11 protein-coding genes are annotated in these 13,577 nt (G+C 65.6%); 5 read left to right on the top strand and 6 right to left on the bottom strand.

Annotated elements, in window-relative coordinates:
* Positions 1-53: 53 nt before the first annotated feature.
* On the top strand, positions 54-2,399 hold the full coding sequence (locus AB4099_RS12960; protein WP_441478374.1) for an OmpA family protein: 2,346 nt from the start codon (positions 54-56) through the stop codon (positions 2,397-2,399).
* Between the two features lie 11 nt (positions 2,400-2,410).
* Positions 2,411-3,193 carry a hypothetical protein gene (locus tag AB4099_RS12955; RefSeq protein ID WP_113518161.1) on the top strand — a complete coding sequence of 261 codons (783 nt, stop codon included), beginning with the start codon at positions 2,411-2,413 and terminating at the stop codon, positions 3,191-3,193.
* A gap of 71 nt (positions 3,194-3,264) precedes the next feature.
* Here the strand turns inward: AB4099_RS12955 and AB4099_RS12950 are convergent, their stop codons facing one another.
* Together AB4099_RS12950 and AB4099_RS12945 are read right to left on the bottom strand one after the other, a co-directional pair.
* Entirely contained in the window at positions 3,265-4,158 is an 894-nt protein-coding gene (locus tag AB4099_RS12950) for an alpha/beta fold hydrolase (protein WP_441478373.1), read from the bottom strand.
* 135 nt (positions 4,159-4,293) lie between these two features.
* On the bottom strand, positions 4,294-6,375 hold the full coding sequence (locus AB4099_RS12945) for a lytic transglycosylase domain-containing protein (protein WP_162768423.1): 2,082 nt from the start codon (positions 6,373-6,375) through the stop codon (positions 4,294-4,296).
* A 172-nt stretch (positions 6,376-6,547) separates the two neighbouring features.
* Here AB4099_RS12945 and dapA point away from each other — a divergent pair, with 172 nt between their 5' ends.
* The 3 genes from dapA to smpB are packed head-to-tail and all read left to right on the top strand — an operon-like array spanning position 6,548 to position 8,611.
* On the top strand, positions 6,548-7,441 hold the full coding sequence (gene dapA / locus AB4099_RS12940; RefSeq protein ID WP_113518164.1) for a 4-hydroxy-tetrahydrodipicolinate synthase: 894 nt from the start codon (positions 6,548-6,550) through the stop codon (positions 7,439-7,441).
* A 52-nt stretch (positions 7,442-7,493) separates the two neighbouring features.
* Positions 7,494-8,141, top strand: a complete 648-nt coding sequence (locus AB4099_RS12935; RefSeq protein WP_113518165.1) for an FMN-binding negative transcriptional regulator — start codon at positions 7,494-7,496, stop codon at positions 8,139-8,141.
* On the top strand, positions 8,138-8,611 hold the full coding sequence (smpB, locus tag AB4099_RS12930; RefSeq protein ID WP_069877022.1) for an SsrA-binding protein SmpB: 474 nt from the start codon (positions 8,138-8,140) through the stop codon (positions 8,609-8,611). Before AB4099_RS12935 ends, smpB begins: the two co-directional genes overlap by 4 nt.
* Before the next feature lie 212 nt (positions 8,612-8,823).
* On the opposite strand, the gene AB4099_RS12925 is transcribed toward smpB, so the two are convergent.
* From AB4099_RS12925 to AB4099_RS12910, 4 genes are all read right to left on the bottom strand, one after another.
* On the bottom strand, positions 8,824-9,558 hold the full coding sequence (locus AB4099_RS12925) for a superoxide dismutase (protein WP_441478372.1): 735 nt from the start codon (positions 9,556-9,558) through the stop codon (positions 8,824-8,826).
* 121 nt (positions 9,559-9,679) lie between these two features.
* Complete coding sequence (locus AB4099_RS12920) at positions 9,680-10,300, bottom strand: LabA-like NYN domain-containing protein (protein ID WP_441478371.1); 621 nt, start codon at positions 10,298-10,300, stop codon at positions 9,680-9,682.
* Positions 10,301-10,491: 191 nt separating this feature from the next.
* Positions 10,492-11,076 (bottom strand): orotate phosphoribosyltransferase, encoded by a 585-nt coding sequence (gene pyrE / locus AB4099_RS12915; RefSeq protein ID WP_113518167.1) that lies wholly within the window; start codon positions 11,074-11,076, stop codon positions 10,492-10,494.
* 216 nt (positions 11,077-11,292) lie between these two features.
* On the bottom strand, positions 11,293-13,500 hold the full coding sequence (locus tag AB4099_RS12910; protein ID WP_113518230.1) for a RelA/SpoT family protein: 2,208 nt from the start codon (positions 13,498-13,500) through the stop codon (positions 11,293-11,295).
* Positions 13,501-13,577: the final 77 nt, after the last annotated feature.

Raw genomic sequence — 13,577 nt, 5'->3', positions numbered from 1 at the left:
GGGACGGTGATCGGTAAGGGCCTGACAAGTCTGTGCCGACGCGGGGAGCGGGAATGGCGCAGCCGGCAAACTGGTTATGGGGGCTCGTGCCGCTGGCGCTGCTCTGGAGCGCCGGCAACTTCTATCTCGATGAGCCGATTCAGGACGATGTCAGCCGCCGTGCCATCGCGGTGGCGACGCAGGTCGCCGGCGAGGCACCAGGCGCAAGGCCCGTCATGGCGCTCGTTGCCGGACGCGATGTGCTGATCGTAGGTGAGGCGCTCTCGGCCGATGGCGCTGCCAAGGCCATGGTGCAGTTGCGCGGTGAATTCGGCATACGCCGGGCGCTCGGCGGCCTGTCCCAAGTCGTCGCGCAGAAACCCTATAGCTGGTCGGCGACGCGCGAGCGCGATGCGGTGACGCTGACCGGCTTCGTTCCCGACGAGGCGACGGCGACCGCCAATGTTGCCGCGGCGAGTGCGGCGGTACCGGGACTGCGCGTCGACGATCGCCAGATGCTTGCTTTCGGCGCGCCTGCCGGTTTTGCTGCCGTGACGCAGAAAATGCTGGGTGAGCTGGCTGGTCTCTCGAGCGGCAAGGTGGCGCTGGACGACACGCGCTTCTGCATCGAGGGCAAGGCAACGACGCCGGAGCGCTTCCTTGCGCTACGCGAGAGCACTGCATCCCTGGGGCAGGGTGGGTTCACCGCAGTCGAGTGCAGCCTCGAGCCGCCGACGATCGCACCTTATCGCTGGGCTGTGGAGAAGGGCGCAGATGGTGGGCTGAGCGTCACCGGCTTCTACCCGTCGGATGAGGCCAGGCAGCAGATTTCGGCAGCCTTGCGGCGGAGCTTTCCCGAGCCCGCTCGGATCGATGATCAAAGCAAGCCGGCCCTTGGCGAGCCGGGCGCTTTCCTGGCCAAGGTTACGCGCGCCATCGGCGATCTTGCCCGGCTTCGCAGCGGCAAGGCCGAGCTCGATGCCGGCACCTACAGGCTGTCCGGCGACGGGCCCGAGGATTTCGAATCCTGCCAGGCCTTGCAACTGCTGATCGCACAGACGGACGGGCCGGATTCGGTTGCGCAGGCCAATATCATCTGCCCGCCCGCGCCCCCTCCCATGCCACCGCTGCCGGAGATTCCGCCGCTCTTCGTTCCGGCCGAGCCTCCAGCGCCTTCGGAGCCTTCAACGCCTCCTGCACCTCAGCGCGGTGAGTTGCCATCGCCCGGCAACTCCCACGCCAGCGCTGGCGAGATGAAGGCGGCGATCCCGGTACTCGCAGTGCCCGAGCGTACGGTTCCGCTGCAATGGCGGGCGGAGAAGACCGAGCAGGGCGTCGTGCTGAGCGGCCTTGTTCCCGACGAGGGGGCGAGACAGGGAGTGCTGCAATCTGTCGACCGCGGGGCGGCTGCGATTCGGGTCACCGATCGCATGACCGGCGAACCGAAGCTGCGTGAAGCTCCGGATTTCGGCACGGCCACCAGCTTCCTGCTGGACCTGCTCGGCAAAATGAGCAGCGGCGTGGTGTCCATCGAAGGGACGCAGGCTTCGCTGTCCGGTGCCGTTGCCGACGAAGAGGCCTGGCGCGCGATCGAGGCCGCACTCCGGCAACAGCCTTTGCCGGGAGGCCTCACCGGCACGCCAGACCTGGCTGGCCTTGGCCTGCGCCCCTTTGGGCTTACGATATCGTCGGATCGGTCTGGCGTCGGCCTGTCCGGATATCTTCCCGATGAGCAGACGCGCTCGGCGCTTCTAGGATTGCTGGACGGCTCGCCCTTGCAGGGCAAGGTCGTGGACGAGACGCGTATCGTGCCCGGAGCGCCTGCCGGTTTCGGCGGCGCGGCGCGCATCGCCGTGACCGATCTGCTCAGGCTGGATCTCGGCACAGCGCGCCTGGTCGATGGCAAGGTCGAACTCCAGGGGCTGACCTGCCGCGAGCTGATCAAGGGCGAGGTCGAGACCAGCGCCGCGAGCGGTCTGCCGGCCGGTTTTGCAGGCCGGGCCGAGATCGGCTTGCGCCAGACAGGTTGCGTCACTGAACCGCCCAATACCTGTCAGAACGACCTTGATGCCCTGACCAAGCGCCAGTCCGTGCTGTTCGGCCAGGGCACCGCAGCGGTCGTGCTCGATGCGACGACGGAACGGGCCATGGCGGAAGCCTCCGCGATCCTCAAGCAATGCCCGGATGTGCGCGTCACGATCGAGGGGCATGCCAATCTCGATGGCGAGCGGCGCGGGTTCGATAATCTCGATCTTTCGAACCGGCGTGCCCGGCGCGTGCTTGATGAGCTGGTCATTCGCGGCATCAGCGCTGCCCGGCTCGAACCGAAGGGCTTTGGCGCGCAGCGACCGCTCGTTCCCCATGACGAGCCGGAGGCGAAGGCGATGAACCGTCGCGTCCAGTTCACGGTCGAGAAGTAGGGAACGCTGGCATGCTCTATCTGGCCACCCAGTTCGCCTGGTTCCTGCTCGCGGCCTTTGGCATCGGCCTCGCCATGGGCTGGATCACCTGCACAGGCGGGAAGGTCCGTTTCTGGACCGGTCCGATTCCCCTGCTGGTCGGCGCCTGGGCCGCGGTCGCCGCGCTCACCTGGTTGCAGGTGGTGAACGGCGTTGCCGCGCTCTGGCTGGAAACCGCGCTGCTCTATGTCGCGGCCTATCTGGCAGGCTGCTGTCTCGCCTGCTTTGTCCGCACGCTCTTCGCCCATCGCGATTCGGTCCTCGCCATTGCCGGCGCCAATGTCGGCTCGATCCCTGAGGCCCCGGCTGCGCCTGCCGTCGCTGCGGTGAAGCCGGTTTCGACGCAGTCGGCCCCACTGCTGGACAAGGTCGAGGGCGAGGATTTGATCCCCGGCAGGCGGCCATCCGGCCTTGTCGCAGCCCGCAGCGGGAAGGCTGACGATCTCAAATTGATCCGGGGTATCGGCCAGCAGAACGAAGGCAGGCTGCATGGCCTCGGGATCTGGCATTTCGAGCAGATCGCAGCCTGGACGTCCGAGAACATCGAATGGGTCGGCCATTATCTCGCCTTTCCCGGCCGGATCGAGCGTGAGGACTGGGTTGCCCAGGCCCGTTCGCTCGCAGCCGGCATCGAGACGGAATTTTCGACACGGGCCCGTGCCGGCGAGGTCGCGACCTCGCGTGACGATGGTACGCAGGGGCAGGGCAATGTCGCCGGCATCTCCGAAGGAGGAACCGACGGCAAGCGGCGGTAAATCCTCGATTTCAGTCGGCCCCGGCGTGTTGCGACCGCCGGGCGCTGGCCGGGAATGGACCGGCCCAAGGCTCAGGCGGCGCGCTTTTCCGCCTTGCCGATCAGCTTGCCGATGCGCCGCACCATATCCTTCGATCCGAGCAGGGGCGCATGGCCCTGTCCCGGTGCGACGAAGATCTCACAATCGGGATGGCGCGCACCCATCTCACGCAGCGTCTCCTCCGAGAGAAGATCGGAATTGGCGCCGCGGATTGCCAGGATCGGCACGGCATTCAGGCCGGCGAAATAGGTCCAGAGCACGGGCAGAGGGGCTTCGAGGTCAAGCTCCTCCAGGATCTTCATCAGATTGGGGTCGTAATCGGTGACGAGATGTCCGTCGCGCTCGGTCCAGGTCCGTCGCGCCATGGTCTCCCACTCCCGTTCGCCGAAAGCCGGGAATTGCTGGTCAGACAGGCGCTTGAGGATTTCGGCGCCTTCGACAAAGCTGCGCGGGCTTGGCAGCTTGCCGACATAGCCGCGGATCCGCAGCAATCCGCGCGCATCGATCACCGGGCCGACATCGTTCAGCACGACGCCCTTGATCATGGCCGGTCGCGCCGCCGCCAGCGCCATCGTCAACAGGCCCCCGCGCGAGGTTCCGACGAACACAGCGGCTTCGATGCCGGCCGCCGTCAGCAGCTGCATCATGTCGTCCAGCTCGACGCGGATATCGTAATTGGCCCAGTTCTTGTCATAGGCGGAGCGTCCGCGCCCACGGTAATCGAGCGCCAGGACCCGCCGTGGCCTGCCCTCGTCCTGGGCGAGCGCCGTTGCCAGTTCGTGGAAGTCGGCAGCCGTGCGCGCCAACCCCGGCAGGCAGACCACCGGCAGGGCGTGGGAGGCGAGGGGGCCGTAATCGCGGGCGTGGAGTTTCAGGCCGTCGCGGGCACTGATGAAGAAGGAGCGGAAACCGCTGTCAGAATCCATTCGCCCTCCGGCGGCACTGCAGGAGGCTGGACTAAAGCATCTTCAGGCGAAAGGAGCACTGGTCCCAGTGAAGAAAATGGACCGGAACAGAAGGGGCGAGGGGCTTTCCGACCTCTCGGGGTCGGAAAGCGCCGCCTAATCCCGCGTCCAGGTCCGCTTCAGGTCGTAGTCGATCAGATAGGCGGTGCGCTGGTTCAACCGCTGCCGATAGACCTGCAGGTTCTCCATCACGCGCTGGACGTAGTTGCGGGTCTCATAGATCGAGATGCGCTCGACCCAGTCGACCGCGTCGATACCCGGTTTGCGGGGGTCGCCATAGGCGTCGATCCAGCGCTTCACATTGCCGGAGCCGGCATTATAGGCCGCGAAACTCAGGATGTAGGAGCCGCGCCATTCGCGGATCAGGTCGTTGAGATGGGCCGCGCCCATCTGGGCCGAGTAGAGCGCATCGCTGCCGAGCCGCGGCAGGTCGAACGGCATATTGGCGCGCCGTGCCGTCTCCCGGGCTGTTGCGGGCATCATCTGCATCAGTCCGCGCGCGCCGGCATGCGAGACCGCATTGGGATCGAATGCGCTCTCCTGCCGGGCGATGGCATGGACGATCGCCCGCTCCATCGGGTCGCCCAGCACGGGGAAGTCCGGCACGCCGGAGGTGGGGAATGCGGCCGTGTCGAGGGGGAAGCCGCGCTGCAGGGCGGTCTTGCCGATCGTCAGCAGGGTCCTGACATCCCCTTCACGGCTGGCGATCGCGGCCACGGCTTCCAACGCGGTCGTCGTATGCAGGCGCTGCGACAGGTCGACCAGCATGGTTGCGGCAAGGTCGCGCGCGCCGATCTGGTAGAGCAGGCGCACGCCCTGGTGGCCGGGCAGATGTTCGAGTGCTGCCGACTCCGTCGTCCGGATCGGCAGGTCCGGCAGGCCGAGCTTGGCCCGGGCGAGCTGGCCGTAATAGGCGACGGAATGAACCGCCGCGCGTTCATAGGCTTCCTGCGCGCGCTCGGTCAGCCCGATCGCCTCGGCTGCGCGGCCTTGCCAATAGGCGACGCGCGAGACCGAGACCGGCGTTTCCGCCCATTTGGCTGCCTCGTCGAAATGGGCGAGAGCCAGGCCAGGCTGATCCCGGAACCGCAGTGCGATCCAGCCTGCGTGCCATTCCGCGTCGATACGCTCGGCGGCGCCTTCGGCGCCGTGACCGGCTGCGACCTCGTAGGCCTTGGCGGCATCGCCTTCGTCGAGAAGCTTGCGCGCGATCAGGCGACGCTCCGTCCACCATTCGTCGCCATCGCCGAGCAGGGCGGGGTCGCGCGGCACCTTGGCGAGAATCTGGGCGGCTTCGCCGGCCTTGTTGGCGCGCCGGGCCTGCTGGGCCTGCAGAAAGGCGAAGGAAAGGTCGTTGCGGAGCGACGCCGGCACGGCCGCCACCAGTGCGGGCGCGATCGTGCCCTTGGATTGCGCGCTCGCGAGCCGCGCCTTGGCGAGCAGGACATAGTCGGCAGAGACGCGCGCGGCATTGCGCAGTGCCGCCGCATTGTTCTCCTGAAAGAGATAGCGTTCCGTGCGCAGGCGATGGTCGGTCACTGTGAGCCGGTCGCCGAAGCTGTTCAGGACGATCGCCTCCAGCGGCTGGCCGAGATGGTCGCGCTGCCAAGTCTCTCGGATCAGAGCCATCGCATCGTCGGGCTTGCCATCAGCCTTCAGGGCCATGGCCAGCGCCACGCGGCCGACCGGGCTGACCGGCCGCTGCGCATGGAAGAAGGCCCGGATCACGGTCACGCTCTTCTTCTCGGCGATCAGCGCGGCCTCGGCGCGGCGGCGGAACAATGTCGTTGCCGGATAGTTCGGATAGGCCTCGAGAAAGGCGTTGATGCGGGAAAAGCCCACCGTGCTGCCGCCGAAACGGATGGCGGCCCATTCGAGCATGGCGCGCGTCCCGCGGTCGTCGAAGGCCGAGGCGAGGGTATCGCCCTCGGCCACCGCACCGCGGCGGTAGGCCTCGACGGCAGTCTTGAGAGCGTCCTGATTGGTCGGCGCGCCGGCGCGTAACTGCTCGTCGGGCGAGCGCAGGAGCGTCGCCGTCGTCGCAGGATCGGCAATGGCCGCAACACGGTCCCGTTGCTGGACGTGGTCGGCGTCGTTGGTCGCTTGGGCGCTCGCAGTCACAAGGAGCGCAGGCACGGCCCATGAAAGGAGCCGTCGAGAGGCAGGCAGCCGTACCATGGTGGATTTCCCCGGGATGGCGCTTGGACTTCGATGGTCGGCGAAGGGTCTTGATGGACCGTTAACTGAGGTGCAAGCGATTTTTGACGGGCTTTCGCCTTTGCGCATGCGGTGGGAGGCGGTATGTCTGTCGCCCGCTACACACGGATTTTGTTCTTAGGACGGCTCGATCATGACCAAGCATGCGCCCATCACCGGCTCGCTCACAGCCTTGGTGACGCCGTTCAAAGGCGGGAAGATCGACGAAGATGGCCTGCGCGCGCTGATCGCCTGGCAGATCGAAAGCGGCAGCCACGGCTTCGTCCCCGTGGGCACCACCGGCGAGAGCCCGACGCTCAGCCATGACGAGCACAAGCGGGTCATCGAGATCTGCATCGATGCGGTAAAGGGTCGCGTCCCCGTCATCGCCGGAGCCGGCTCGAACAATACGGCCGAGGCGATCGACCTCGCGATCCACGCCGAAAAGGCCGGAGCGCCGGCGCTGCTGGTCGTCACGCCCTATTACAACAAGCCCACGCAAGAGGGCATGTACCAGCACTTCAAGGCAGTGAACGACGCCGTCGGCATCCCGATCATCATCTACAACATTCCGCCACGCTCGGTGGTCGACATGTCGGTCGAGACCATGGCGCGGCTCTACGAGCTGAAGAACATCGCTGGCGTCAAGGATGCGACCGCCAATCTCGCGCGCGTTTCGCAGCAGCGCCACGCCATGGGGCCGGATTTCATCCAGCTCTCGGGCGAGGACATGACGGCGCTGGCCTATATGGCGGCTGGAGGCCACGGCTGCATCTCGGTCGTCGCCAATGTGGCGCCGAGACTCTGCTCCGAACTGATGGTCGCCGCGCTGAAGGGCGATTTCGCTGGTGCCCTCAAGGTCCAGGATCGGCTCGTGCCATTGCACGACGCGGTGTTCAAGGAGCCGGGCCTTGCCGGCGCCAAGCATGGGCTCAAGCTGCTTGGCCGGATCGAGGAGGAGCTTCGCCTGCCGCTGCTGCCGGTGACGCCCCCGACCGGCAAGGTTATCCGCGAGGCCATGGTTCACGCCGGGCTGTTGAATGCCTAGATAGAGAGTTGCGTTCGTCCGGGGTGCTCGGCGAACCGCCCCGGAGCCGCTGATGTACGAACCGAGCCATTTCAAGGTTGAAGACCGGGACGCGTTGCACGGCGTCATTCGCGCAAATCCGCTCGCCATATTGGTGACGGCCGGCGTCGACGGCCTTCTCGCCAACCCCGTGCCTTTCGTGCTGCATCCGGAACTCGGCGAGCAGGGGCTGCTGCGCGCGCATCTGGCGCGCCCGAATCCGCAATGGCGCGCCATTGCCGCCGGAGCCGAGACGCTGGTCGTCTTCACCGGAGTGGAGCGCTATGTCACACCGGCCTGGTATGCCTCGAAGCAGGAACACGGCAAGGTCGTGCCGACCTGGAACTATGTCACCGTGCAGGTGCGCGGCCCGGCCCGCGCCATCGAGGATGGTGCGTGGCTGCGCGATCAGCTCGAGTCCTTGACGCGGCAGCAGGAAGCGCCGCGCTCCGAGCCATGGTCGGTCTCCGATGCGCCCGAGCCCTTCATTGCGGCGCAGGCCCGCGGCATTGTCGGCATCGAGATCGAGATCGCCTCGATCATCGGCAAGTTCAAGCTCAGCCAGAACCGGCAGGACGCCGACAGGCTGGGAGTTCTCAACGGCCTGAGTGCTGACCCCGAAACGGAGTCGCAGGCCATGGCGGGTCTCGTGAAGACCTATGGATTTGGTCACCCGGCATGAGCAAGCCTGATCCCGAGCGCTATCGCCTCGCGGCCGATAACCGCAAGGCGCGTTACAATTACGAGATCATCGAGACACTCGAGGCCGGCATCGCGTTGCAGGGCACCGAGATCAAATCGCTGCGCGGTGGCAAGGCGACGATCGGGGAGAGCTATGCCGGGCCGATGGGGACCGAGCTCTTCCTGTTCAACGCCCATATCCCGGAATATCTCGAAGCCAACCGCTTCAACCACGATGTCCGCCGGCCGCGGAAGCTGCTGCTGCATCGCCGGCAGATCAACAAGCTGATGGGGGCGATCCAGCGCGACGGCTTCACGGTGATCCCGCTCAAGGTCTATTTCAACGACAAGGGCCGCGCGAAGGTCGAGCTTGGGCTTGGCCGCGGCAAGAAGCTGCATGACAAGCGCGAGACCGAAAAGACCCGTGACTGGAACCGCGACAAGGCGCGGATCATGAAGACGGGCGGCTGAACCGACAGGCCTTTCCGCAAGGCGACCGTCACGGAAAAGGGCCGCTCGCGCGGCCCTTTTCCTTTGACAGGACGTCTGGGGAAGCCTGCTGCCAGAGCATCGGCCCGAAAAGTGGACTGCGGTTTTCGGAAAGGCCGATGCAATCAGGGAAGGCTGCATCGGCCCGAAAAGTGGACTGCGGTTTTCGGGAAAGCCGATGCAAGAACAGAAGGTTAGACCATCGCCTTCTTGAAATTGGCGTTGGCCTTGTCCCAGTTCACCGTCTTCCACCACGCCGCCAGATAGTCGGCGCGGCGGCTCTGGTGCTTGAGATAATAGGCGTGTTCCCAGACATCGACGCCGACGACAGCCTTGGCGCCGAGTTCGAGCGGGGTGTCCTGATTGGCGGTGCTGACGATCGCGAGCTTCTTGTCCTTGCCGACGACCAGCCAGGCCCAGCCCGAGCCGAAGCGGCCCAGGGCGGCGGCGTTGAGCTTGGTCGCCATATCACTGACGGAGCCGAGCGAGGCCTCGATTGCGCTCTTGAGTTCGGGCGAAGGCTGCTCCGCGCCGCCCGGAGTCATCAGCTCCCAGAAGAACGTGTGGTTCCAGTGGCCGCCGACATTGTTGCGGACGCCGGTGCGAACGTTTTCGGGAACCGCGCCGAGATCGGCCAGCACGGTCTCGATCGGCGTCGTCCTCAGGTCTGCCCATTGAATGGCCAGCGCGTTGGCGTTGTTCACATAGGCCTGATGATGGGCGGTGTGATGGATACGCATGGTGGCCGCGTCGATATTGGGCTCCAGCGCCTCATAGGCATAGCCCAGCGGCGGCAGCGTGAAGGCGGGTGCAGCCGCCGGCGCGGCGGGGGCAGGCGCAGCCTGCGCCAGGACGAGAGCGGGCTTGGCGATGATGAAAACGCCCGCGGAGCCCCCCGCGAGCCCCGCGAGAAAATGACGGCGATGCATGATGAAGCCTCCCAGTCCCGTTGCTGCCATAGCCCGGCCCGGCCGAATCACATGGCGGCCTGGGGCCTCGCTCCAACGGTCGTATCACAGCCCCTGACCACGCGTCAGTGGCGTGCCGGAATCAGCCTTCGACCGGTTCGTCGCCCTGGCGGATGCCATAGCGGCGTTCCAGTCCGGGATGGCCGGGCGTGCCGGCCGCGGCACCGCGCGGAGCGCGCTCCGAGGGGTCGCGCCCGATTTTCGCCATGAGATGCGAAAGATCGAGGAACTCGTCGCATTGGCGGCGCAACTCGTCTGAGACCATGGGAGGATTGGTCGTGATGGTCGAGACCACCGAGACCTTCACACCCTTGCGTTGCACCGCTTCAACCAGCGGGCGAAAGTCACCATCGCCCGAGAACAAGTAGATCTGGTCAAGATGGGGAGCAAGTTCGAGCATTTCGATGGCGAGCTCGATGTCCATATTGCCCTTGACCCGGCGGCGGCCAGTCGCGTCGGTGAATTCCTTGGCCGCCTTGGTGATGACTCGGTAGCCATTGTAATCGAGCCAGTCGACCAGGGGTCTGATCGACGAGTACTCTTCGCTCTCGACCAGCGTGGTGAAGTAGAAGGCCCGGATGAGGTTGCCTCGTGCCTGGAATTCCTTCAACAGTCGACGGTAATCCATGTCGAAGCCAAGCTGCTTCGATGTGGCATACAGGTTGGCCCCATCGATAAAAAGCGCGATGCGCGGCTCCGCCATGGGAACGACTCCAGTAAAAAACGACTCAAATACGTCAGATCGAAAGGATAGCGGTCAGGCAATGTCGAAAGATCGGCGAATTCTGATCAGCCAAGCACTAATTATGTGGCCACTTGCTGGAGTCTTGCAAGTGCGCCTGCTCAGGCTGGTTTCCTTCAGCTGGCCAGGGTCCTTCAGCTGGCCAGGGTGCTTCAACTGGCGAGCCCCCGGCTGCCCGGCTTGACTGCTGGGATGGCGGCAAGCTCGGGCGGTAGCGCGTCGGGGGCATAGGCCGGGATGTCGAGTGCGACGAGGCTGACCAGTCTGACGCCAAGATCGGCCTTGCCGGCTGAACGGTCGACCAGGCAGGCGGCGCCGAGAATCTGGCCCGGCTCACCGGCGATCGAGGCAAGGCATTCCCGCGAGGAGAGGCCGGTGGTGACGATGTCCTCGACCATCACCACGCGCGCGCCGGCGGGGATGGCAAAGCCGCGGCGCAGCTTGAACTGCCCATCCTCGCGTTCGACGAACACCGCCTTGGCCTTGAGGTGCCGTGCCGTTTCGTAGCCCGGCACGATGCCGCCCACCGCGGGTGAGACGACATAGTCGACCTTGCCGAATGTGGCTTCGATCTTGGCGGCAAGCGCCTTGCAGAGCCGCTCGGTGCGAACCGGATCCTGGAAGATGAACATCTTCTGCAGGAAAACCGGGCTGCGCAGTCCGGAAGACAGGATGAAATGACCCTCGAGCAATGCGCCGGCATCGCGGAATTCGGCCAGGACCTCGTCGTCGGTCATCGGTGCGCCTCGCAGATGGTGTGATCCCATTGCCTGCGACGGGCACAGGCGAGTGCTTTTGCGCCGGAACGGCCCGCGTTTCAAGCGCGGTCCCAAGCGGAGCTGTGGAAGGCTGCTCGCTCCTCGGCCGGGATCTCCCATCCGGCCCGGTGATCTCACCTTCCGTGATGGCATCGGCTTTCCCGAAAACCGCAATCCAGCGTTCAGGCCGATGCCTTAGCCGACGACGCGCTCGACCCGGCTGATCACCCGTTTCTCGCGCAGCTCGCTGATGATGGCGCTGAGATGCTTCAGGTCCCAGACCGTGAGATCGATGGTGACATCGGTGAAGTCCGGCGTCGGCCGCACCATCGTCACCGCATCGATATTGCCGTCATGCTCGGCGATCGTGGTGGTGATCTGCGCCAGCGAACCGGGCTCGTTGATCGAGTTGAGCGCGATGCGCGCCGGAAAGCGCTGGGGCGTCTTGTCGTCGAGGTCCCAGCGCACATCGAGCCAGCGATCGGGCTCGTTGTCGAAGGCCGCCAGGGAAGGCGACTGGATCGGGTAGATCGTCACACCTTCGCCCGGCGTCAGGATTCCGACGATGCGATCGCCCGGCACGGCACCGCCATTCGGCGCGAAGCGCACCGGCAGATCGCCGCCGAGGCCGCGGATCGGGATGGCATTGGCGCCCGGCGTCTCGCCGGGCAGCTTGAACTTGAGGTTGTCGCCCTTGCGCAGCTCGAACCAGCCCTTGCCGTTGCTTTCGCCACGGGCTTCGGGCGTGGACCGCTTCTCCGGCTCGAGATCGGGATAGACCGCCTTGACGACGTCGCCCGAGAACATCTCGCCGCGCCCGACAGCAGCGAACACGTCGTCGACGGCGGTGCGGGCCAGCCGCTTCAGCGCCGCCTTGAGCTTTTCGTCTGTGAAGACACGCTCGGCGCGCATGAAGGCGCGTTCGAGGATCTGGCGGCCAAGGCCGGCATATTGCTTGCGCACCGCCGCGCGCGTCGCCCTGCGGATCGCGGCGCGCGCCTTGCCGGTAACGACGAGCGATTCCCAGGCTGCGGGAGGCACCTGCCCGTCGGCGCGGGTGATCTCGACCTCGTCGCCATTCTGCAGCTCGGTGAGCAGCGGCGCGATGCGGCCATTGATCTTGGCGCCGACTGCGGTGTTGCCGACATCGGTATGGACCGCATAGGCGAAGTCGATCGGGGTCGCCCCGCGTGGCAGGGCGATCAGGCGGCCCTTGGGCGTGAAGCAGAAAACCTGGTCGTGGAAGAGCTCGAGCTTGGTGTGCTCCAGGAACTCTTCGGGATTGTCGCCTTCGGCGAGCAGGTCGACGGTGCGCCGCAGCCATTGATAGGCCCGGCTTTCATCGGCTGCGCCGGAGAGTTCCGTGGTCCGTCCGTCCTTGTAATGGGCATGGGCCGCGATGCCGTATTCGGCGATGCGGTCCATCTTGTCGGTGCGGATCTGCAGTTCGACGCGGCTATGGCCGGGGCCGACCACCGTGGTGTGGATCGAGCGATAGTCGTTCTGCTTCGGCGTCGAGATGTAGTCCTTGTAGCGCCCGGGAACCATCGGCCAGGTCGTGTGGACGATCCCGAGCACCCGGTAGCAATCCTCCAGCTGGTCGACGATGACCCGGAAGCCGAAAATATCCGAAAGCTGCTCGAAGGAGACCGATTTGCGCTCCATCTTGCGCCAGATCGAATAGGGACGCTTGCGGCGCCCGGCGACCTCGGCCTGGATGCCGCGCGCCGCCAGCTTCTCCTTGAGATCGATCTCGATCGCGCTGATCACGGAGCCTTCGCGCTCGGTCACCTCTTCCAGGCGCTTGGTGATGGTGGAATGGGCTTCCGGCTTGATATGGCGGAAAGCCAGTTCCTCCAGCTCCTCGCGCAGCTCCTGCATGCCCATGCGCCCGGCGAGCGGGGCATAGATCTCGGCCGTCTCCTCGGCGACGCGCAGCCGCTTCTCGGGTGGGACGAAATGCAGGGTGCGCATGTTGTGCAGCCGGTCGGCGAGCTTGACCAGGAGCACCCGGACATCTTCGGCGATGGCCAGCAGCAGCTTGCGGAAATTCTCGCCCTGCGCCGCCTTCTTCGAGACGAGGTCGAGCTTCTTGATCTTGGTCAGCCCGTCGACGAGCCGGCGGATATCCGGCCCGAACATGCTCTCGATCTCTTCGAGAGTGGCGGCCGTGTCCTCGACGGTGTCGTGCAGCACGGCGGCGACGATGGTCGCATCGTCCAGCTTGAGATCGGTGAGGATCGCCGCGACTTCGAGGGGATGTGCGAAGAAGGGGTCGCCCGAGGCGCGCTTCTGTGTGCCATGCGCGCGCATGGCATAGACATAAGCCCGGTTGAGCAGGTCTTCGTCGGTGTTCGGATTATAGCTCCGGACCCGGTCAACAAGCTCGTATTGCCGCATCATGCCCATGCGGGCCCCTGTAACGCCTGCCAAGAATTGCAAAGTTTCAATATCGGCACGGCGTTCCGGCGGAGCAAGGC

Source organism: Allobosea sp. 2KB_26 (assembly GCF_052115715.1).
Taxonomy (GTDB): Bacteria; Pseudomonadota; Alphaproteobacteria; order Rhizobiales; family Beijerinckiaceae; genus Allobosea.
Note: the sequence above shows the minus strand (reverse complement) of the source record. Positions and strands in the feature narration are given on the sequence as shown.

What these genes read in the sequence shown, in the direction of transcription:
- dapA (WP_113518164.1), top strand. Translation starts at nt 6,548, where the DNA reads ATGACCAAGCATGCGCCCATCACCGGCTCGCTCACAGCCTTGGTGACG.
- AB4099_RS12955 (WP_113518161.1), top strand. Translation starts at nt 2,411, where the DNA reads ATGCTCTATCTGGCCACCCAGTTCGCCTGGTTCCTGCTCGCGGCCTTT.
- pyrE (WP_113518167.1), bottom strand. Translation starts at nt 11,076, where the DNA reads ATGACCGACGACGAGGTCCTGGCCGAATTCCGCGATGCCGGCGCATTG.
- AB4099_RS12920 (WP_441478371.1), bottom strand. Translation starts at nt 10,300, where the DNA reads ATGGCGGAGCCGCGCATCGCGCTTTTTATCGATGGGGCCAACCTGTAT.
- AB4099_RS12960 (WP_441478374.1), top strand. Translation starts at nt 54, where the DNA reads ATGGCGCAGCCGGCAAACTGGTTATGGGGGCTCGTGCCGCTGGCGCTG.
- smpB (WP_069877022.1), top strand. Translation starts at nt 8,138, where the DNA reads ATGAGCAAGCCTGATCCCGAGCGCTATCGCCTCGCGGCCGATAACCGC.
- AB4099_RS12925 (WP_441478372.1), bottom strand. Translation starts at nt 9,558, where the DNA reads ATGCATCGCCGTCATTTTCTCGCGGGGCTCGCGGGGGGCTCCGCGGGC.
- AB4099_RS12910 (WP_113518230.1), bottom strand. Translation starts at nt 13,500, where the DNA reads ATGATGCGGCAATACGAGCTTGTTGACCGGGTCCGGAGCTATAATCCG.
- AB4099_RS12945 (WP_162768423.1), bottom strand. Translation starts at nt 6,375, where the DNA reads ATGGTACGGCTGCCTGCCTCTCGACGGCTCCTTTCATGGGCCGTGCCT.
- AB4099_RS12935 (WP_113518165.1), top strand. Translation starts at nt 7,494, where the DNA reads ATGTACGAACCGAGCCATTTCAAGGTTGAAGACCGGGACGCGTTGCAC.
- AB4099_RS12950 (WP_441478373.1), bottom strand. Translation starts at nt 4,158, where the DNA reads ATGGATTCTGACAGCGGTTTCCGCTCCTTCTTCATCAGTGCCCGCGAC.